Below are 19,043 nucleotides of genomic sequence, written 5' to 3'. Positions count from 1 at the left end.
GATCAAGAGGGTATCATGATCACTCGCAGACTCATCCTTGCTGGCGCTGCCGCGCTCGCTTTCGCCTCGTCGGCCTCCGCCGAAGACTGGAAAGCCAAATATCCCGAGCTGACCTTCGCCGTTGTTCCGGCCGAGAACGCCTCCGGCGTCACCGAGCGCTGGACCCCGTTCGTGGAATATCTCTCGAAGCAGCTCGGCGTGAAGGTCACGCTGCGCATCGCCAACGACTACGCCGCCGTGATCGAAGGCCAGCGCGCCGGCAACATCCACATCGCCAGCTACGGCTCGGCTTCGTTCGCCCGCGCCCGCCTGACCGGCGTCAAGACCGACGCCTTCGCCAACGACATCAACGCCGACGGCTCGACCGGCTACTACTCGGTGTTCTTCGTCAAGGCGAGCAGCCCCTACAAGAAGGTCGACGACCTCAAGGGCAAGAACCTCGGCCTCGTCGACCCGAACTCGACCTCCGGCAACAACGTGCCGCGCTTCGAGCTCGACAAGATGGGCATCGTGGATGCCGACAGCTATTTCAGCAAGGTCGTCTTCACCGGTAGCCACGAGAACGCCATGCTGGCGCTGTCGCAGGGCACGGTCGATGTTGCCGCCAACCAGTGGACCAGCGACGACGATTCCACGCTGGCGCAGATGCTGACCAAGGGCATGCTGAAGAACGCCGATGGCTCGGCGATGAAGAAGGACGACTTCCGTATCATCCACAAGTCGGCGCCGATCATCAACGGCCCCTATGCCTACAACTCCGACCTGCCGGAAGACGCCAAGGCCGCGATCGCCAAGGCGTTCTTCGAGGCGCCGACCAAGGACAAGGCCGCGTTCGACCGTCTCTCCGACGGCCAGAAGAAGGGTTTTCATCCCGCCACCACCAAGGACTGGGATGGCACGATCGAACTGATCAAGTTCGTCGATGCGCTGCGTAAGAAGAAGGCGTCCTGAGCTTTCGGGACGAGCTACTCGAGCCGGGTCGACGGACCCGGCTCTTTCTCTTTTTTTGACCGACCACTGTTCCTGATCCGATGACCGTCGCGGTTTCGATCCTCCCCGAGCAGCAGCTCGCCGCGCTCAACGCGGCCTACCGTCAGGCGGTCGCACGCAAGCGGCTTCGCCTTCTGTTGGGAGTCGTGATCTTCGCCGCCGCGCTGGTTCTCGCCGCCATCGGCGCCGAGGTGAACCTGCGCACGCTGTTCACCTATTTCGGCAACTTCATCAGCTATTTCGACCGCATCCTCACGCTCGACAACGGCCAGCGGGTCTGGACCGATTTCGGCGAGTGGCTCTGGGGTTGGCGCAAATGGCTGAAGATGCTGGGCGAGACCCTGCTGATCTCCTATGTCGGCACGCTGATCGGCGCGACCTTCGCCTTTGGCCTGAACTTCTTCGCCGCTGAAAACACCTCGCCGTCGTCCTGGCTGCGCTTCGCGGTCCGCCGCCTGCTCGAATTCGCGCGCACTGTGCCCGGCATCGTGTTCGCGCTGGTCTTCGTGATCGCCTTCGGGCTCGGACCAATGGCCGGCGTGCTCGCGATCGCGATCCACTCCACCGGCGCGCTCGGCAAGCTGTTTTCCGAGATCGTCGAGAACGCCGACATGAAGCCGGTCGAAGGCATCCGCTCGACCGGCGCGAGCTGGCTCGCCTGCATGCGGTTTGCGATCCTGCCGCAGGTCACCGCGGGCTACGCCAGCTATGCGCTGCTGCGCTTCGAGATCAATGTCCGCGAGGCCTCGGTGATGGGTTTCGTCGGCGCCGGCGGCATCGGCCAGGAACTCGTCGTCGCAATCCGCAAGTTCTACTACTCCGACGTCAGCGCGATCCTGCTGTTCATCATCATCACCGTCTTCATCATCGACATCTCCACCGGCTGGCTGCGTGGCCGTCTGTTCGGCAGGGAGGCGCGGACGTGACGCCGCAGGAGGTCGATACGCGCGAGATGCGTGCGCGCTACCCCGACGTGTTCGACCGGCCGGCCTCGGCGCGGCTCGCGATGCCGGCGATGATCGTCGCGGCGTTCGCGATCCTGATTTACGGCCTCGTCGATCTCGATTTCTCGCCGTCGCGGTTCTTCGCAGGCCTGAGCCAGCTCGGCTGGATCAGCCTCATGATGATCCCGCCGGATCCGGGCTCCTCGCTGCCGATCTATCTGAAGGCGCTCGGCGAGACGCTCTCGATCGCGCTGCTCGGCACCACGCTGGCGGCAGTGTTCGCGCTGCCGGTCAGCCTGCTCGCCGCGCGCAACGTAATACCCTCGCAGATCCTGCGCTTTCCCGTGCGCCGCTTCCTCGATTCGATCCGCGGTGTCGATACGCTGATCTGGGCGCTGGTGTGGATCAACGTCGTCGGGCTCGGTCCGTTCGCCGGCGTGCTCGCCATCGCCGTGTCGGATTTCGGTGCGTTCGGAAAACTGTTCTCGGAAGCGATCGAGGGCGCCGACCAGAAGCAGGTCGAGGGCATCCGCGCCTCCGGCGGCAGCGCGCTGCACGAGATCCGTTTTGGTCTGTTGCCGCAGGTCCTGCCCGTGATCGCCGGCCAGGTGCTCTATTTCATCGAATCCAACACCCGCTCGGCCACCATCATCGGCATCGTCGGCGCCGGCGGCATCGGCCTCCAGCTCGCCGAGCAGATCCGCGTCCTGGAATGGCAGAAGGTATCGTTCCTGATCCTGATGATCCTGGTCGCCGTCGCCGCGATCGATTTCATCTCGGGCAAGCTTCGGTTTGCGATCATTGGGCGAAGGGCGGTCGCCTGAGCACAGGTGCCGTAGGGTGGGCAAAGCGAAGCGTGCCCACCACTTTTCGCGAATCTCGGAAAGATGGTGGGCACGGCGCGATCGCGCCTTTGCCCACCCTACGGGTCCGGTTTCGTGGAGAGAGACCCCCTACGACTCCACCAAGAACTCCACCCGCTCCGCCGCAAAGCGTGAGTGCTTGGTCACCAGCGGCTTACCGGCGAGATCGTGGTCGGTGGCGTCGACCACCAGGATCGGCCGGCCCAGCGGCAGATCCAGCCGCGCCGCATCGGTGGCATCGACGATGCCGGCGGTGATCCGCGTCGCGCCGCGGCGATAGTCGCGCACGCCAAAATGCTCGAGCAGCTTCGTCATCGAGCGCGTTTCGGCGAACACCTCGCCGGCGCCGGGAAACAACTCCGCTGACAGCCAGGTGGTGGAGACGCAGATCGGCGTGCGGTCGGCGAGCCGGATCGCCTCGATCCGCACCAATGGCGCGCCGGTCTTCAATCCCAGCTCGCGCGCCAGCTCCCGCGTCGCGACGTCATCGGTCGCCTCGATCAGGCGGCCATGCGGCTCGCGGCCGTCAGCGCCGACGATCTCGGAGAAGCGCGTGCGCGAGCGCAAGGGATAAGCGAGCTTCTGCGCCTCGACATAGGTTCCGCTGCCGCGCTCGGCTCGCACCAGGCCACGCTCGGCAAGCGCCGCCAGCGCCCGCCGCACGGTGTGGCGGTTCACGCGATAGGTTTCGGCGATCTCGATCTCGCCCGGCAGTTTGTCGCCGGCCGCAAAGCGGCCGTCGGCAATGCCGCGTTCGATGCCATCGGCAACGAGGCGCCACAGCGCGACGCCCGAGGAGGCGGTGTCCTGCATACTCATGTCGCTGGAAAGCCTACTCCAGAAATCACACGTTTGTCACGAAACAGTCATGGCGCTTCCGTATCAAGTTGTCTATTATCATAGACAACTTGGATTCGGCAAGTTGTGTCGAAAAGCTCGGTGGATCAGGTGACCCAGCACAACAACCAGCAAGCCCAGCGCAAGGCCGCGATGGCCGTGCTGGCGCATGCGGAGGCGGGCGAGATCGCCGCCCGCCTCCGCGCTATCGCACTGCCCGATCATCAGGATCTGCGCACGCCGGAGAATGGTCTCGTGATGCTGCGCGGTCGGATCGGTGGCGACGGCGCGCCGTTCAATCTCGGCGAAGCCACGGTGTCGCGTGCTGCGGTGCGGCTTACGAGCGGCGAGGTCGGCTTCGGCTATACGCTCGGGCGCGATGGCGAGAAGGCGCGGCTGATCGCGCTGTGCGATGCGCTGGTGCAGTCGCGGGATTTCGGCGCCGCCGTCGAGCGCGACGTAATCGCGCCGTTGCGCGAGCAGCTTATGGTCGAGCGCAAGCAGGTGGCGGCGGAGACCGCCGCGACGAAGGTTGATTTCTACACCATGGTGCGCGGTGAGGGGTGAGGTCATGACCACGATTGCGGAATTGCCGCCGGGGTTCGCCGACAAGGTGTTGTCGGCGCAATCGACCTTTCGCTCGGTGATGGACGCGATGGCGCGGCCGGGCTCGGTCCAGCGTATCGTGCCGATGGCGGGCGCGCCCGACATGATGATGCGCGGCACCGCCGCGATCGCGCTCACGCTGTTCGATCACGACACGCCGCTCTGGCTCGATGCGCGGATCTCGGAAAGCTCTGACGTCACGAAATGGCTGAAGTTCCACACCGGCGCGCCGGTGATCCAGGATTCCTCGATCGCGAGCTTCGCGCTGATCAGCGACGGTGTCCTGCTGCCGGCGCTGGAGCGCTTCGCGCTCGGCACCAATGAATATCCGGATCGTTCGACCACGGTGATCATCCAGGTCGAGAGTCTCGATGCCGGCCGCGGCTTCGAGCTGCGCGGCCCCGGCATCGACGGCGTCGCGACGCTCCAGGCCTCGATCAAGCCGGCCGATTTGTTCGAGCGTCTGAAGTTCAACGAGACGCTGTTTCCGCGCGGCATCGACGTGGTGCTGGTCGCCGATGATGCCGTGGTTGCGATCCCGCGCACGACGCGTGTCGCGAACAAGGGAAGCTGAAGCATGTATGTCGCAGTCAAAGGCGGCGAACGCGCCATCGAGAACGCCCATCGCCTGCTCGCCAATGCCAGGCGCGGCGATCAAAGCGTTCCGGAGGTCACCCTCGACCAGATCTCGGAGCAGCTCGGCCTCGCCGTCGACCGTGTCATGAGCGAGGGCTCGCTCTATGACCGCGAGCTCGCGGCGCTCGCGATCAAGCAGGCCCGCGGCGATCTGATCGAGGCGATCTTCCTGGTCCGCGCCTTCCGCGCCACCTTGCCGCGCTTCGGTACGAGCGAGCCGGTCGATACCGGCGCCATGCGCGTGCAGCGGCGGGTGTCCTCGACCTTCAAGGACATCCCCGGCGGCCAGATCTTAGGGCCGACCTTCGACTATACCCACCGCCTGCTCGATCCCACGCTCGCCGAAGGCTTCGTGCCGGAGGCGCCCGCGACGGCCGAAGCCTCGAGCGCGGCGACGCCGCGCGTGACCGACATTCTCGGCCGCGACGGGCTGATCGAATCCTCGCCGCAGGCCGAGGAGGGCGCCAGCGTGGGCGATCTCACCCGCGAGCCGCTGAACTTTCCGGCTGATCGCGATCTGCGCCTGCAAAACCTCGCGCGCGGCGATGAGGGCTTCCTGCTGGCGATGGGCTATTCGACGCAGCGCGGCTATGGCCGCAACCATCCCTTCGCCGGCGAGATCCGCTTCGGCGAGGTCGAGGTCGAATTCTTCGCGGAGGACATCGGCTTCGCGGTGCCGCTCGGCTCGATCGAGCTCACGGAGTGCCAGATGGTCAACCAGTTCAAGGGCTCTGCGACGGAAGCGCCGTGCTTCACCCGCGGCTATGGCCTTGCCTTCGGCCAGAGCGAGCGCAAGACCATGTCGATGGCGCTGGTCGACCGCGCGCTGCGCGCCCGCGAGCTCGGAGAAGAGGCCGTGGCCCCCGCGCAAGATGAAGAATTCGTGATGTCGCATTCGGACAACGTCCAGGCGACCGGCTTCGTCGAGCATCTGAAGCTGCCGCATTACGTCGACTTCCAGTCCGAGCTCGGCCTGCTCCGCAAGCTGCGCAAGGAATTCGCTGATGCCAACGCGCCCGATGCCATGAAGGAGGCCGCGGAATGAACGCGCCCGCCTACAACTTCGCCTATCTCGACGAGCAGACCAAGCGGATGATCCGCCGCGCGATCCTCAAGGCGATCGCGATCCCCGGCTATCAGGTGCCGTTCGCCAGCCGCGAGATGCCGATGCCCTATGGCTGGGGCACCGGCGGCGTGCAGGTGACGGCCGCGATCCTCGGTCCCGCCGACGTGCTCAAGGTGATCGACCAGGGCTCCGACGACACCACCAACGCGATCTCGATCCGAAAGTTCTTCGCCAAGACCGCGGGCGTCGCCACGACGACGGCGACCGACGAGGCGACGGTGATCCAGACCCGTCACCGCATCCCGGAGACGACGCTGCACGCGAACCAGGTGCTGGTCTACCAGGTGCCGATCCCGGAGCCCTTACGCTTCCTCGAGCCGCGCGAGACCGAGACGCGGCGCATGCATGCGCTTGCCGAATACGGCCTGATGCATGTGAAGCTCTATGAGGACATCGCCCGCTTCGGTCACATCGCGACCGCCTATGCCTATCCGGTGAAGGTCAACGCACGCTATGTGATGGACCCGTCGCCGACGCCGAAATTCGACAATCCCAAGATGGACAATTGCGCGGCGCTGCAATTATTCGGCGCCGGCCGCGAGAAGCGCATCTACGCGATCCCGCCTTACACGCAGGTGGTGTCGCTCGATTTCGAGGATCACCCGTTCGAGCCTTACCGCTTCAACGCGCCCTGCGCGCTGTGCGGCGCCGAAAATTCCTATCTCGACGAGATCGTCACCGACGACAAGGGCGGGCGCATGTTCGTCTGCTCCGACACCGACTATTGCGAGGGCCGCCAGGGCGCGGGCCATCACGGCAGCCTCAGCGCCGCGCCGTACAAGGAGAAGGCGCAGGGGAGTTCACATGGCTGATCTCGATACGCTCGAAAGCGACCAGCCGCTGCTGGTCGCGGAGACCCTCAGCAAGTCCTATGGCCGCATCGCCGCGTGCCGCGACGTCTCCTTCGCGCTCTATCCCGGCGAGGTGCTGGCGATCGTCGGCGAGTCCGGCTCGGGCAAGTCGACACTGTTGCAGATGCTGTCGGGCCAGCTCGCGCCGACCGCGGGCCAGGTGTCGTACCGGATGCGCGACGGTGTCACCCGCGATCTCACGACGCTGGGCGAAGCCGAGCGGCGCTTTTTGTTCCGCACCGATTGGGGTTATGTGCACCAGGATCCCGCGCAGGGCCTGCGCATGGCGGTCTCGGCCGGCGCCAATGTCGGTGAGCGGCTGATGGCGGTGGGCTGGAATCACTATGGCCGCATCCGCGACACTGCCTCCGACTGGCTCACCCGCGTCGAGATCGACACAGCGCGCATCGACGATGCGCCGCGTACCTATTCCGGCGGCATGCGCCAGCGCCTCCAGATTGCGCGCAATCTCGTCACCGAGCCACGGCTGGTGTTCATGGACGAGCCGACCGGTGGCCTCGATGTTTCCGTGCAGGCCCGCCTGCTCGACCTTCTGCGTAGCCTCGTCGCCGAGCTGCATCTCGCGGTCATCATCGTCACCCACGATCTTGCGGTCGCGCGCCTGTTGTCGCACCGCGTGATGGTGATGAAGGGCGGCCGCGTCATCGAGACCGGCCTCACCGACCAGGTGCTCGACGATCCCCGCGAGCCCTATACCCAGCTCCTCGTCTCCTCGATTCTGCCGCCATGAGACTTCCAACAAGAGCCAGCCTATGACCGCCATGATCGACATCACCGACGCCGGCAAGACCTTTACGATGCACCTGCAAGGCGGCATCGAGCTGCCGGTCGTCAGCGGCGTGACGTTCCAGGTCAACCCCGGCGAATGCGTCGTGCTGTCGGGCCCATCGGGGGCGGGCAAGTCGTCGATCCTGAAGATGATCTTCGGCAATTACCGCTGCGATAGCGGCCGCATCGGCATCCGCCATCGCGGCGCGGTGGTCGATCTCGCCACCGCCGAGCCGCGCCAGGTTCTGAACATCCGCCGCTCCACCATCGGCTATGTCAGCCAGTTCCTGCGCGCCGTGCCGCGCGTTGCGACCATCGACGTCGTCGCCGAGCCGCTGATCGTGAACGGCATGAGCCGGCCTGACGCGCAGGCCCGCGCCGGCGAGCTGCTGCATCGTCTCAACATCCCCGAGCGCCTCTGGCAGCTGCCGCCCGCGACCTTCTCCGGCGGCGAGCAGCAGCGCGTCAACATCGCGCGCGGTTTCATCTCGGACCTGCCGATCCTGCTGCTGGACGAGCCGACGGCCTCGCTAGATGCCGCCAACCGCGCCGTCGTGGTCGAGCTGGTCGCCGAGAAGAAGTGCCAGGGCGTCGCCATGGTCGCCATTGTCCACGACGACGAAATCCGTCATCTGATTGCCGACCGCATCGTCGACGTCACCAGCTTTGCCGCCGCGGCCTGAAGGGAATGGAAATGAAGCCGAAGGAAACTGTGGTCGCCAACGCCAGGATCGTGCTGGCTGACCGGGTGATCGAGCAGGGCTGGCTCGCTCTTGCCGACGGACGCATCGCCGAGATCGGCGATGGGACTGCACCCGCGGGCGCGGAAGATGCCGGCGGCGACCTCATCATGCCCGGCCTGATCGAGCTCCACACCGACCATCTCGAAGCGCATTACGTGCCGCGCCCAAAAGTGTTCTGGAATCCGGTCGCCGCCGTGATCTCCTATGACGGCCAGCTCGCGACGTCAGGCATCACCACGGTTTTCGACTCGCTCCGGGTCTGGCGCGAGGACGGCGCCGAGGAGGTCGATGGCCGTGCCGGTGTGCTCGCCGCCGCGATCACGACTGCGCGCGAGGCCAGCCTGCTCCGCGCCGACCACTTCCTGCACCTACGCTGCGAGATCCCGATGCCGAGCGTGGTCGAGGAGGCCAAGGAGCTGATCGACCGTCCCGACGTCAAGCTGATGTCGCTGATGGACCACACGCCCGGCCAGCGCCAGTTCCGTGACGAGGTCAAGCTGCGCGACTATTACCGCGGCAAGGGCGGCGGCAAGACCGATGCCGAGCTCGACGAGCTGTTCGCAAAGCGTTTCGAATATCAGAGGCTCTATGCCGCGGCCAACATGCGCGAGATCGTGGCGCTGGCGCACGAGCACAACATTCCGCTCGCAAGCCACGACGACACCACCGAGGAGAACGTCGCCGACGCCGTGCGCGATCGCGTGTCGGTGGCGGAATTCCCGACCACGCTGGAGGCCGCGCGCGGCCTGCACCAGGCCGGCATCGACATTTTGATGGGCGCGCCGAACGTGGTGCGCGGCGGCTCGCACTCCGGCAACATCGCCGCGGTCGATCTCGCCCGCGAAGGCCTGCTCGACATCCTCTCGTCCGACTACATTCCGTCGAGCCTGTTGATGGCCGCGCTGCAATTGCCCGAGCATGTGCCGGCGATCAGCCTGCCGGCCGCGGTTCGCACCGTGACCAAGGCGCCGGCCGAGGCGGTCGGCCTCACCGACCGCGGCGAGATCGCGACCGGCAAGCGCGCGGACCTGATCCGCGTGCATGTCGCCGGCCACGTTCCCGTCGTCCGCAGCGTCTGGCGCGAAGGACACCGCGTCGCATGAGCGAGACGATGGCCATGGCGCAGGATGAGGCGGGCGCGATCGGCCCCGGGCGGCTCGTGCTCGTGGTCGGTCCCAGCGGCGCCGGCAAGGATACCTTGCTGCGGCTCGCACAGGCGGCCTGCATCGAGGATCACGACATCGTCTTCCCGCGCCGCGTCGTGACGCGCGAATCCTCCGCGGCCGAAGACAACATCGCGATGAGTTTTGACGACTTCCGCCGCGCGCTCGATCACGGCGATTTTGCCGTGCACTGGGAGGCGCACGGGCACTCCTACGCGCTGCCGCTCGAAATCAACGACGACATCCGCGCCGGCCGCGCCGTCGTCGTCAACGTCTCGCGCACGGTGATCGGCGCGCTGCGCAAGGCCTATGCAAACGTCGTCGTGGTCGCGATCACGGCACCGCCGGACGTGCTGGCGCAGCGGCTTGCCGCGCGGGCGCGGGTGAGTGACGGCAATATCGCGGACCGCCTCGCGCGCAGCGTCGACGATGCGGCTACGCTGGCCGATGTCACCATCCTCAATGCCGGCAGCGCGGACTACCATAGCCGCCAGCTCGTGCGCATCATCAGGAACGAATGCTGGCACGAGTAACCGCCGGCAGAACAGGAGAGAGTGGAATGTCGGTGATCGAAACGGTCGAACAGCTTGAAGCCATCTACGGCGTCACCAACGACGCCTCGACCGTGAAAGTCGCCGACCACGTCACCCCGCTCTACCGCATCTTTATCGAGAAGGCGCCGTTTGCAGCGCTCGCGACCATCGGCCCCGAGGGCATCGATTGCTCGCCGCGCGGCGATCTCCCCGGCTTCGTCCGCATCCACGATCCGAAGACGCTGATGCTGCCGGACCGCCGCGGCAACAACCGGGTCGATTCCTTGCGCAACATCGTGCGCGATCCGCGCGTGTCGCTGATGTTCCTGATTCCCGGCTCCGGCAACGCGATCCGCGCCAATGGCCGCGCCCATCTCTCGGTCGATTCCGAGCTGCTCGATTCGTTCAAGGTCGACGGCAAGGCGCCGCGCAGCGTCATGGTGATGGCGGTCGACGAGATCTACTTCCAGTGTGCCCGCGCCATCGTCCGCTCCGACCTCTGGAATCCCGACAAGCGCATCGACCCCAGGACGTTGCCGACGCCGGGCCAGATCCTTGCCGAGATGAGCGAGAACAAGGTCGGCGGCGAGGAGTACGACCGCATCTGGCCGGCGCGCGCTGCCGCCACGATGTGGTGATCTCGCTCTCTCTTCTCCCTCGCCCCGCTCTTGCGGGGAGAGGGCGGGGTGAGGGGCCTCTCTCCACACGTGAGATCGTCGTGGGACCTGTACCCCCTCACCCGGATTGCATCTTCGATGCAATCCGACCTCTCCCCGCAAGCGGGGCGAGGTGAAGAGAGAGATTCGTAGGGTGGGCAAAGGCGCATTTGCGCCGTGCCCACGAATTCTCACCAATCACACGCAAATGATGGGCATGCTTCCGCCTTCGCTCTTCGAGCTACGGCGGACAAGTCGCTTTGCCCACCCTACGATATTCCCCGAGTTGGAAGAGGGCGTGCGTCACGGGTGCTAGGCGCTCTAGTTAAACGCCATCCCGCCGCTCAGCGCGATGGTCTGCCCGGTCATGTAGGCATTCTCCACCAGCAGCATCACGGCTTTCGCCACCTCGTCCGCCGTGCCGAAACGGCCGAGCGGGATGCGGCTGACGAGTTGCGGTTGCCCGCTCATCATGTCGGTCTCGATCAGCGACGGCGCCACCGCGTTGACGGTGATGCCTTCCTTGACCAGCCGCGCGGCATAACCCCGCGTCAGGCCCTCCATGCCGGCCTTGGATGCATTGTAGTGCGGGCCGATCGAGCCGGCGCCGCGCGCCGCGCCCGAGGAGATGTTGACGATGCGGCCCCATTTGCGCGCGCGCATCGACGGCAGCACCGCCTGCGTGCACAGGAACACCGATTTCAGATTGACCAGGATGGTACGGTCGAAATCGTCCTCGGTGAGGTCGTCGACGCCGCGCGTGATGGCGATGCCGGCATTGTTCACGAGGATGTCGATGGGTCCGAGCCCGCCGCTGACGCGCTCGATCATGTCGGCCACGGCCTCGCGCTGCGAGACGTCGGCGGCAACGACGATGGCACGGCCGCCCTGCCTGCTGATCTCGCCGGCCAGCTGCTCGGCCTGTCCAATCTGCTCGCGGCAATTGATCGCCACGGCAGCGCCTGCGTCGGCAAGCGCACGACAGACGGCCGCGCCGATCCCGCGCGAGCCGCCGGTCACGAGCGCGGTGCGCCCTTTCAGATCATTCGCCATAGCCGTATCTCCCGATTTTCTCTTGTGTCCAACGGAAGCGTAGCATGCCCGCCGCTCCCGCGCGTTGAACTCATCGCGAGATGAATCCGGCTGCCGGTGCTTGCCGCGGGAGAAGCGCTCCAGCGCGCTCTCGACAAATATGGATAGCCATTTCATTGACCAATCGCACCAACCGCTCGATATTCGAAGCGTCGAAACTGCTCCTTGAGCCCTTAAGCCGTACCGTGAGAATCGATCACCAGCGCAATCCGAACGACATGCACGCTTGCATGACGCGGCGCTGTTTCTCGGCGGCAACCGGCGCCTGTTGTTGCTCCTGACCGCCGTCTAGCAGCTCCCACACCGCAAATCCCAAGACAGGAACGCCGAGACTTCGGCGAACGAGCAGCCATGTTCCAGATCCAGCCGAACGCCTACATCATCGAGATCCACGACCGTGCCGCCGGCATCATCACCCGCGATGAACGCGGCTTCCGCTTCTTCTCCTCCGAGCGCCTGTTCGACAGTCTCGAGGGCCGGCAGTTCCGCTCCGCGCGAGATGCGGAGCGCGCTGCCCGCGCCGTGTTCTCCGAGCGGAGCCGCCGCGCCAATTCCCAACTGTTCGCCACCTGATCTCATCGAAAGGACCACGATATGATTACCAGGCGCCACATCCTCGCAACGACTCTCCTGCTCGCCACCGTCCTGGCCGCCCCCGCGCACGCCGAGGACAAGCCGGCGGAAATCCGCATCGGCACGCAGAAGGGCGGCTTCTTCCCCGCGGTGCGCCAACGCCAGACGCTCGAAAATGCCTTCAAGCCGCTCGGCATCGAGATCAAATGGATCGACTTCCAGTTCGGCCCGCCGCTGCTGGAGGCCATCAATGTCGGCAGCGTCGACTTCGGCTTTGTCGGCGATACGCCGCCGATCTTCGCGCAGGCCGGCGGCGCCAAGATTCGTTACGTTGCCGCGGTGAGGTCCGAAGGCGACAACCAGGCCATCATCGTGCCGAAGGACTCGTCCATCAAGACGCTTGCCGATCTCAAGGGCAAGCGCGTCGCCTTCGGCAAGGGATCGAGCGCGCATAACCTCCTGGTCGCGTCACTCGAAAAGGCCGGCCTGTCCTGGTCCGACATCATCCCGGCGCCGCTCGCGCCGGCGGATGCGACGGCGGCCTTCGTGAAGGGCTCGGTCGACGCCTGGTCGATCTGGGATCCGTATCTGGCGCTCGCCGAATTGAAGGAGGGCGCGCGCGTTCTCGTTTTCGACAAGGACGTGCACAAGCCGAACGCGTTCTACATTGCCAACACGGATTTCGTCGAAAAATATCCGTCGCTGGTCGCCAGGCTCAACACGACCTTCGCCGCGGAAGGCGTGTGGGCGGAGGCGCACCACGAGGAAGTCGCGAAGGCGCAGTCGGAGGCGACCGGCGTCGACATCGAAGCTGTCCGTCGTTTTGTCAATCGCTCGACCTATAGCGTGGTGCCGCTCGACGCCGAGGTCATCAAGATCCAGCAGGCCGTCGCCGACCGCTTTGCAAAGCTCGGCCTGATCCCGAAACCGGTCAATGTCTCCGACATCGTCTGGAAATGGACGCCGGGTTCGTGAGCGGTGCTGTTGCAGACGGGCTCTCGGCGACTTTCCGTGCGCGCGCCTCGTCCTTCGAGACGGCGCTGACGCGCCTCCTCAGGATGAGGCTAAGCAGCAGCGGTGCTGCCGAGAATGCGGTCGCGAACTCCGACCTCATCCTGAGGAGCCCGCCAAAGCGGGCGTCTCGAAGGATGCGGCGCGGGGGAACTGTTTCTCACATGCGGCCGCGCCGGCTCCGGAATCAGCGAGGCTGATCAACCTTTGCGGCGCGCCCTGGTGCGTGCCGCCTTCTTTGCCGCAGCGGAGCGGACCTTCGCTCCCTTGGTATGACTGGCCTTCCGCGCGGCGGCCGAACGTGACGCTGCGGTGCGCTGGCTGGCGGCGCGTTTGCCCTGCTTCGACAGCGCGCTCCGGGACGCGGTCGAGCGCGGCTCCTTCTTCATGACGCCCTCGACAGCGCGCGACACTTTTGGCCGGCGCTTCGGCGTTCGTTTGCCCTGACCGACCTCATAGGCGTATTTGGCGCTGCGGCGGGTCGATTTCTTGGTGCGGCCCTTGCGCGGCGGCGGCAGGTCGACGCCGGCGCGGCGCGCCTCCGACAGGCCAATGGCAATGGCCTGTTTCGTCGAGCGCGCGCCGTGCTTGCCCTTCCTGATCTTGTCGATCTCGTCCTTGACGAACTCGCCGGCCTGCGTGCTCGCCGATTTGCCGGCACGCTTGTCCTGCTTCGCTTTGCGAATGACTTCCCGTCTTGGCATGGGTCAGAATCCCGTCTCAGTCACAGGGGTATCTGACCGCAACGCACGACGCGGAAGATTGATCCTATCGGGCCCTCAAGGCCGCCAGCAGTTCGTCAGGCCGCTCGGCCATGATCATGTGGCCCGCGCCCGGCACCACGACGGTCTTCGCATGCGGGATCGCGGCCGCGAGCGCCTTGCCCGCCTTCGCCGGTGTCATCATGTCCCGCTCGCCGAGGATCAGCGTCGTCGGTACCTTGACGCTCGCGGCGGCGGCAAGCGCGTTCGCATAAGCATTGCACGCCGACAAATCCCTGAACAGCACGCCCGGCTCGCAATGCTTCAACACCGCCTGCGCGCCGCCATGCATCCACAGACCCGGCGCGAGGCTGCCCCCGAGCTCGGCCTTGAAGCCGAGTCCCCAGATCGAGACCATGTCGTTGGCATCCTGCGAATTGGCTTCGGCAGCCTTGAGCAGATCCGGGCCGACCGTCATGGTCGCAGCCGTGCCGATCAGGCTCAGCGCGGAGACCTTGTCGGGGTGCCGTGCCGCCGTCTCCAGCGAGATCAGCGAGCCCATGGAATGTCCGATCAGATGCGCCTTCGCAGCACCCGTTGCATCGAGCAGCGCAGCCGTCCAGTCGGCCATCTCCGCAATGCTTGAAAGCGAGGGACCGGGCGAGCGGCCGTGGCCGGGCAGGTCTGGCGCCAGCACGCCATAACCGTGATGGGCGAACCAGCGTGTGTGCAGCGCCCAGCTCGAACGGTCGAAGCCGGCACCATGGAGGAAGACGACCGTAGGCAGCGACTTGTCGAAATCGCGGCCGCCGGTCGCAACAAAGACCTCGGCGCCGTTGACGGAGAGCTTCATGGTGTCAGACCTTTTGCGAGATGCGCAGCGCCTGCGCGAGATCGTCGATGATGTCGCTTGCCGTCTCGATGCCGACCGAGAGCCGCACCAGCTCTTCGCCGATGCCGGCCGCCCTGAGCTGTTCGGCGTCCATCTGTTGATGCGTGGTCGAAGCGGGGTGGATCACCAGCGTCTTGGCGTCGCCGACATTGGCAAGGTGGCTGATCATGCGCAACGACTCGATGAACTTGCGCCCCGCGGGCCGGCCGCCCTTGATGCCGAAGGAGACGATCGAGCCGGCGCCGCGCGGCAGCAGTGTCTTTGCGAGCTGGTAGTCCGTGTGATCCTCCAGCGAGGGATGCAGCACCCAGTCGACAGCCTTGTTCGACTTCAGCGCCTCCAGCACGAGATGCGTGTTCTGCATGTGCCGATCCATGCGCACGCCGAGCGTCTCGACGCCCTGCAAGAGCTGGAACGCGTTGGTCGGCGACAGGCAGGCGCCGAAATCGCGCAGCCCTTCGGTGCGGGCACGCATGATGAAGGCCGCCGTGCCGAACTGTTCGTCGAAGACGATGCCGTGATAGCCGCCATAGGGCTCGGTCAGCACGCCGAACTTGCCCGATGCGCGCCAGTCGAAGCGGCCGCCGTCTACGATCGCGCCGCCGATCGCGATGCCGTGGCCTCCGATCCATTTTGTCGCCGAATGCATGACGATGTCGGCGCCCAGCTCGATCGGGCGGCTGAGATAGGGCGTGGCAAAGGTGTTGTCGATCAGCAGCGGGATCTTTGCCTCATGCGCGATCGCCGCGACCTTGGGAATGTCGAGCACCTCGAGGCCGGGGTTGCCGATGGTCTCGCCGATCACAAGCTTCGTGTTCGGCTTGATCGCCGCGCGGAACGCATCGAGATCGCGCGGCTTCACGAACGTGGTCGTGATGCCGAAGCGCGGCAGCGTGTGCGCCAGAAGGTTGATGGTGCCGCCATAGAGCGAGCTCGACGCCACGATGTGGTCGCCGGCATTGAGCAGCGTCGCGACGGCCAGATGCAGTGCGGCCATGCCGCTCGCAGTGCAGATCGCGCCGACCCCGCCTTCGAGCGCCGCAAGCCGCTCCTCCAGCACGCCTGTGGTCGGGTTGGAGATGCGCGTATAGATGTGGCCGGCGCGCTCCAGGTTGAACAGCGCGGCGGCGTGGTCGGAATCCTGGAACACGTAGGACGTGGTCTGGTAGATCGGCACCGCGCGGGCGCCGGTCGCGGGGTCCGGATGCTGGCCCGCATGCAGGCTCAGGGTCTCGAAGGCAGGCGGTTTCGGCGCGGGCATGCGTGGCCTCGTTGGTCAGTCGGCGAGGCGGCTCTTGTGCCATAAAACGGAGCGGCACGTCAGCCCATTGACAGCGGTGATGCGCCCCTCGCCCCGCTTGCGGGGAGAGGGTTGGGGTGAGGGGGAGCCTCCCCGGGGAAGGTGAGAGTTCGATTCGCGGAGACTCCCCCTCACCCGGAATTTGCTACGCAAATTCCGGTCTCTCCCCGCACGCGGGGAGAGACGAAGCTACCCGCCGATCGCCTGCTCGATGATCCGCGCCTCCCGCAGCAGGATCTCCGCGACCTCCTGCTCACGCCTTGGCCCGAGCCTCGTCCGAACGGCGGAGACCGTCATCGCTGCCGCCGGCTGGCCATCCGGCGTCTTGATCCAGGTCGAGATCGATTTCGTGCCCTGCACGAGACCGATCTCTCTCATGTAGTAGCCGCGCTTGCGCGCCGCGGTGACCTCGCCCAGCACGGTCGCGACGTCGGTGTGATAGGCCTCGAACCGCTTCTCGTTGGCTGCGACGATTTTTCGCGCGTCCTGCGCCGGCATCGCGGCGAGGATCGCGACGCCGGCGCTGGAGACGCCGAGCGGCCGGCGCGCGCCGATCTCGATCGACAGCACCTGGATCGGATAGACCCCGATCCTGCGATCGACGCACAGCGTGTCGTTGCCGGTCCGCACCGTCAGGAACAGCGTGTCGCCGATCTCGGCGGAGGCGCGCCGCAGGGATGGATTGGCGGCCACCAGCAGCCGCGACGGCCGCGGACGCGCGAGCGCCAATTCCGGCACCTGGTTGCCGATCGCGTAGCGGCCGCTCTTCTCGTTGCGCTCGACGATGCCTTCCTCGATCAGCACATGGACGATGCGATGCACGGTCGGACGGGTGAGGCCAGTCGCCCGCACGACTTCTGTCAGCGGCACGCCGTCTTCGCGGCCTGCGGCAAGAATGCGCAGCACTGCGAGCGCGCGCCGGATCGTTTGCGCGCCTTGCCGTGGTTCCATGGCGCTGCGGGCGGATTTTGCTCTGTCCATAATATGGACAAGAACGCCACAATTCGCTCGACAGGTAAAGCGCGCATCTGGAGATTGCGCTTCCGTCGGGATGCCTTGCCACGTCGGGGCAACCGACCTGAAATTGGAAGCGCCGCCGGGAGGTTAACATGAGATTAATCTGGATTGCCATAGCTGCCGCAGCCGCGATGCTGGCGGGGCCCGCATCAGCCGAGCAATGGCCGGCGCGCAACGTCAAGCTGATCGTGCCCTATCCAGCCGGCGGCAATGTCGATAGCGCGGCGCGCATCATCGCCGACAAGCTCCAGGAAAAGCTCGGCCAGCCCTTCATCATCGAGAACAAGGCCGGCGCCGGCGGCATGATCGCGGGCGAAGCCTTCGCGAAGTCGGCACCCGACGGTTACACGCTGTTCGTCGGCGCCAACGGCCCGGTGCTGTTCGCGACCGAGATCAACAAGCGCGAGGCCTATAACTGGAAGAAGGACTTCCTCCCCATCTCGACCATCTCGATGACGCCGCTGGTGCTCGAAGTGCATCCGTCGGTGCAGGCCAACACGTTCAAGGAATTCATCGAGCTCGCCAAGCGCGAGCCCGGCAAGCTGACCATGGCCTCGCCCGGCCCCGGCACCACCAACCACCTGCTCAGCGAGCTGATGCAGTCGAACCTCGACCTGCAATGGGTCACCGCGCACTACCGCGGCAACGCGCCGGCGATCAACGACCTCCTGGGCGGCCAGGTGCAGTTCGCATTCGACCAGCTCACGGTCAGCCTCCAGCACATCAAGGCCGGCCTGTTCCGCGCACTCGCGGTCACCAGCCCGCATCGCCTGAAGTCGCTGCCTGACGTGCCGACCTTCATCGAGCTCGGCTACAAGGATTTTGACGGCCAGACCTTTACCGGCCTGTTCGCACCGGCCGGCACTCCGGCGCCGATCGTGGACAAGCTGCACGAGACGCTGGTTGCGATCCTGAAAGACCCCGGCGTGGTCGACAAGTTCGAGAAGCTCGGCGGCGAAGCAACAGCGATGACGCCCGCGGAGTTCAGGGCTTATCTCGAGCGCGAGGACGCCAAGTGGATTCCGGTCGTGCGCAAGGCCAACATCAAGGCTGACTGATCGCATGCGGATCGATCCCATCGAGCTCGGCGCGGAGCGCATCTACCGCCTGATGACCGGCATCGTGGTGCCGCGCCCGATCGCGTGGGTGACGAGCCTCTCGAGCAAGGGCGTGCTCAACCTCGCGCCGTTCAGCGCCTTCACCTTCGTCTCTCAGAAGCCGCCGATGCTGGCCATCAGCGTCGGCCGCAAGGGCGCCGACTACAAGGACACCGCGCACAACATCCTCGACACCGAGGAATATGTGATCCACATCGCCGATACCCCGCTGATGTCTGCGGTGCACGACAGCTCCGTCGAGCACCCGCCTGAAATCAGCGAGGTCGAGCATCTCGGGCTGGAGACGGTGCCATGCGAGCGCATTAGGGTGCCGCGGCTCGCAGCGGCGCCGGTCGCGATGGAATGCCGCTTCCGCCAATGCCTCGAATTCGGCGACGCCAAGAGCCGCCTCATCGTCGGCGAGGTCGTGATGTTCCATTTGCGCGACGGCCTCGTCAACGACGGCAAGGTCGAGACCAAGGCGCTCGATCCGATCGCGCGCATCGGCGGGCCGCGCTACGCCCGCCTCGGCGAGATCGTGACGCTGAACACCGTGTTCCAGACGCCCAAATCGAAAGACTGAGCGCGCGGCCAAGCGCGGCGGCCTGCGGCTGAAAATCATT

The 19,043-nt window shown here is 65.8% G+C and carries 22 protein-coding genes; 16 read left to right on the top strand and 6 right to left on the bottom strand.

The features are described 5' to 3' along the window. Positions 1-15 precede the first annotated feature (15 nt). The 3 genes from phnD to phnE (BRAGE_RS0135590) all read left to right on the top strand — a co-directional run bounded on the left by phnD (position 16) and on the right by phnE (BRAGE_RS0135590) (position 2,758). Positions 16-951, top strand: coding sequence for a phosphonate ABC transporter substrate-binding protein (phnD, locus tag BRAGE_RS0135600; RefSeq protein WP_027561490.1), 936 nt, complete (start codon positions 16-18; stop codon positions 949-951). An 80-nt stretch (positions 952-1,031) separates the two neighbouring features. Beyond that, positions 1,032-1,916 carry a phosphonate ABC transporter, permease protein PhnE gene (gene phnE, locus BRAGE_RS0135595; RefSeq protein WP_027561489.1) on the top strand — a complete coding sequence of 295 codons (885 nt, stop codon included), beginning with the start codon at positions 1,032-1,034 and terminating at the stop codon, positions 1,914-1,916. Between the two features lie 26 nt (positions 1,917-1,942). After that, positions 1,943-2,758: a phosphonate ABC transporter, permease protein PhnE gene (gene phnE, locus BRAGE_RS0135590; RefSeq protein ID WP_035731913.1), complete on the top strand. Its 816-nt coding sequence runs from the start codon at positions 1,943-1,945 to the stop codon at positions 2,756-2,758. A gap of 129 nt (positions 2,759-2,887) precedes the next feature. On the opposite strand, the gene phnF is transcribed toward phnE (BRAGE_RS0135590), so the two are convergent. Next, positions 2,888-3,616 (bottom strand): phosphonate metabolism transcriptional regulator PhnF, encoded by a 729-nt coding sequence (gene phnF, locus BRAGE_RS0135585; protein WP_027561487.1) that lies wholly within the window; start codon positions 3,614-3,616, stop codon positions 2,888-2,890. Between the two features lie 120 nt (positions 3,617-3,736). Here phnF and phnG point away from each other — a divergent pair, with 120 nt between their 5' ends. From phnG to BRAGE_RS0135540, 9 genes are read left to right on the top strand one after another with little or no spacing between them, the layout of a single operon-like run. Then, a complete protein-coding gene (gene phnG, locus BRAGE_RS0135580) occupies positions 3,737-4,201 on the top strand; it encodes a phosphonate C-P lyase system protein PhnG (protein WP_027561486.1) in 465 nt (154 codons plus the stop codon). Positions 4,202-4,205: 4 nt separating this feature from the next. Next, the gene (phnH, locus tag BRAGE_RS0135575; RefSeq protein WP_027561485.1) at positions 4,206-4,814 is read left to right on the top strand and encodes a phosphonate C-P lyase system protein PhnH; all 609 of its coding nucleotides are present in this window, start codon (positions 4,206-4,208) and stop codon (positions 4,812-4,814) included. Between the two features lie 3 nt (positions 4,815-4,817). After that, the gene (locus BRAGE_RS0135570; protein ID WP_027561484.1) at positions 4,818-5,921 is read left to right on the top strand and encodes a carbon-phosphorus lyase complex subunit PhnI; all 1,104 of its coding nucleotides are present in this window, start codon (positions 4,818-4,820) and stop codon (positions 5,919-5,921) included. Then, positions 5,918-6,814, top strand: coding sequence for an alpha-D-ribose 1-methylphosphonate 5-phosphate C-P-lyase PhnJ (locus BRAGE_RS0135565; RefSeq protein WP_027561483.1), 897 nt, complete (start codon positions 5,918-5,920; stop codon positions 6,812-6,814). Before BRAGE_RS0135570 ends, BRAGE_RS0135565 begins: the two co-directional genes overlap by 4 nt. Beyond that, positions 6,807-7,604: a phosphonate C-P lyase system protein PhnK gene (phnK, locus tag BRAGE_RS0135560; RefSeq protein ID WP_027561482.1), complete on the top strand. Its 798-nt coding sequence runs from the start codon at positions 6,807-6,809 to the stop codon at positions 7,602-7,604. The genes BRAGE_RS0135565 and phnK overlap by 8 nt, the downstream gene beginning before the upstream one ends. Positions 7,605-7,626: 22 nt before the next feature. Continuing rightward, entirely contained in the window at positions 7,627-8,325 is a 699-nt protein-coding gene (phnL, locus tag BRAGE_RS0135555; RefSeq protein WP_027561481.1) for a phosphonate C-P lyase system protein PhnL, read from the top strand. A 5-nt stretch (positions 8,326-8,330) separates the two neighbouring features. After that, positions 8,331-9,488, top strand: coding sequence for an alpha-D-ribose 1-methylphosphonate 5-triphosphate diphosphatase (locus BRAGE_RS0135550; protein ID WP_027561480.1), 1,158 nt, complete (start codon positions 8,331-8,333; stop codon positions 9,486-9,488). Further along, positions 9,485-10,081 carry a phosphonate metabolism protein/1,5-bisphosphokinase (PRPP-forming) PhnN gene (gene phnN / locus BRAGE_RS0135545; protein ID WP_027561479.1) on the top strand — a complete coding sequence of 199 codons (597 nt, stop codon included), beginning with the start codon at positions 9,485-9,487 and terminating at the stop codon, positions 10,079-10,081. Before BRAGE_RS0135550 ends, phnN begins: the two co-directional genes overlap by 4 nt. A gap of 26 nt (positions 10,082-10,107) precedes the next feature. Continuing rightward, positions 10,108-10,719 (top strand): pyridoxamine 5'-phosphate oxidase family protein, encoded by a 612-nt coding sequence (locus BRAGE_RS0135540; RefSeq protein WP_027561478.1) that lies wholly within the window; start codon positions 10,108-10,110, stop codon positions 10,717-10,719. A gap of 339 nt (positions 10,720-11,058) precedes the next feature. Here the strand turns inward: BRAGE_RS0135540 and BRAGE_RS0135535 are convergent, their stop codons facing one another. Then, on the bottom strand, positions 11,059-11,790 hold the full coding sequence (locus tag BRAGE_RS0135535) for an SDR family NAD(P)-dependent oxidoreductase (protein ID WP_027561477.1): 732 nt from the start codon (positions 11,788-11,790) through the stop codon (positions 11,059-11,061). Positions 11,791-12,180: 390 nt separating this feature from the next. On the opposite strand from BRAGE_RS0135535, the gene BRAGE_RS0135530 reads away from it, so the two are divergent. Both BRAGE_RS0135530 and BRAGE_RS0135525 read left to right on the top strand, forming a co-directional pair. Beyond that, positions 12,181-12,402, top strand: a complete 222-nt coding sequence (locus tag BRAGE_RS0135530; RefSeq protein WP_027561476.1) for a hypothetical protein — start codon at positions 12,181-12,183, stop codon at positions 12,400-12,402. 21 nt (positions 12,403-12,423) lie between these two features. Beyond that, positions 12,424-13,377, top strand: coding sequence for an aliphatic sulfonate ABC transporter substrate-binding protein (locus BRAGE_RS0135525; protein ID WP_027561475.1), 954 nt, complete (start codon positions 12,424-12,426; stop codon positions 13,375-13,377). Between the two features lie 236 nt (positions 13,378-13,613). Here BRAGE_RS0135525 and BRAGE_RS0135515 read toward each other — a convergent pair whose 3' ends face one another. The 4 genes from BRAGE_RS0135515 to BRAGE_RS0135500 all read right to left on the bottom strand — a co-directional run bounded on the left by BRAGE_RS0135515 (position 13,614) and on the right by BRAGE_RS0135500 (position 17,287). Further along, positions 13,614-14,117, bottom strand: a complete 504-nt coding sequence (locus BRAGE_RS0135515) for a DUF6496 domain-containing protein (protein ID WP_027561473.1) — start codon at positions 14,115-14,117, stop codon at positions 13,614-13,616. A 64-nt stretch (positions 14,118-14,181) separates the two neighbouring features. Beyond that, positions 14,182-14,967: an alpha/beta fold hydrolase gene (locus BRAGE_RS0135510; protein WP_027561472.1), complete on the bottom strand. Its 786-nt coding sequence runs from the start codon at positions 14,965-14,967 to the stop codon at positions 14,182-14,184. 4 nt (positions 14,968-14,971) lie between these two features. After that, on the bottom strand, positions 14,972-16,267 hold the full coding sequence (locus BRAGE_RS0135505) for an O-acetylhomoserine aminocarboxypropyltransferase (protein WP_027561471.1): 1,296 nt from the start codon (positions 16,265-16,267) through the stop codon (positions 14,972-14,974). A 228-nt stretch (positions 16,268-16,495) separates the two neighbouring features. Next, positions 16,496-17,287 (bottom strand): IclR family transcriptional regulator, encoded by a 792-nt coding sequence (locus tag BRAGE_RS0135500; RefSeq protein WP_027561470.1) that lies wholly within the window; start codon positions 17,285-17,287, stop codon positions 16,496-16,498. Positions 17,288-17,415: 128 nt separating this feature from the next. Here BRAGE_RS0135500 and BRAGE_RS0135495 point away from each other — a divergent pair, with 128 nt between their 5' ends. Beyond that, positions 17,416-18,381 (top strand): Bug family tripartite tricarboxylate transporter substrate binding protein, encoded by a 966-nt coding sequence (locus BRAGE_RS0135495; RefSeq protein ID WP_027561469.1) that lies wholly within the window; start codon positions 17,416-17,418, stop codon positions 18,379-18,381. A 4-nt stretch (positions 18,382-18,385) separates the two neighbouring features. After that, positions 18,386-19,003 (top strand): flavin reductase family protein, encoded by a 618-nt coding sequence (locus tag BRAGE_RS0135490; protein ID WP_027561468.1) that lies wholly within the window; start codon positions 18,386-18,388, stop codon positions 19,001-19,003. Positions 19,004-19,043 lie beyond the last annotated feature (40 nt).

Source organism: Bradyrhizobium genosp. SA-4 str. CB756, from assembly GCF_000473125.1.
Classification (GTDB): domain Bacteria; phylum Pseudomonadota; class Alphaproteobacteria; order Rhizobiales; family Xanthobacteraceae; genus Bradyrhizobium; species Bradyrhizobium arachidis.
The sequence above is the reverse complement of the archived record's forward strand: the minus strand, read 5'-3'. Positions and strand labels throughout refer to the sequence as shown.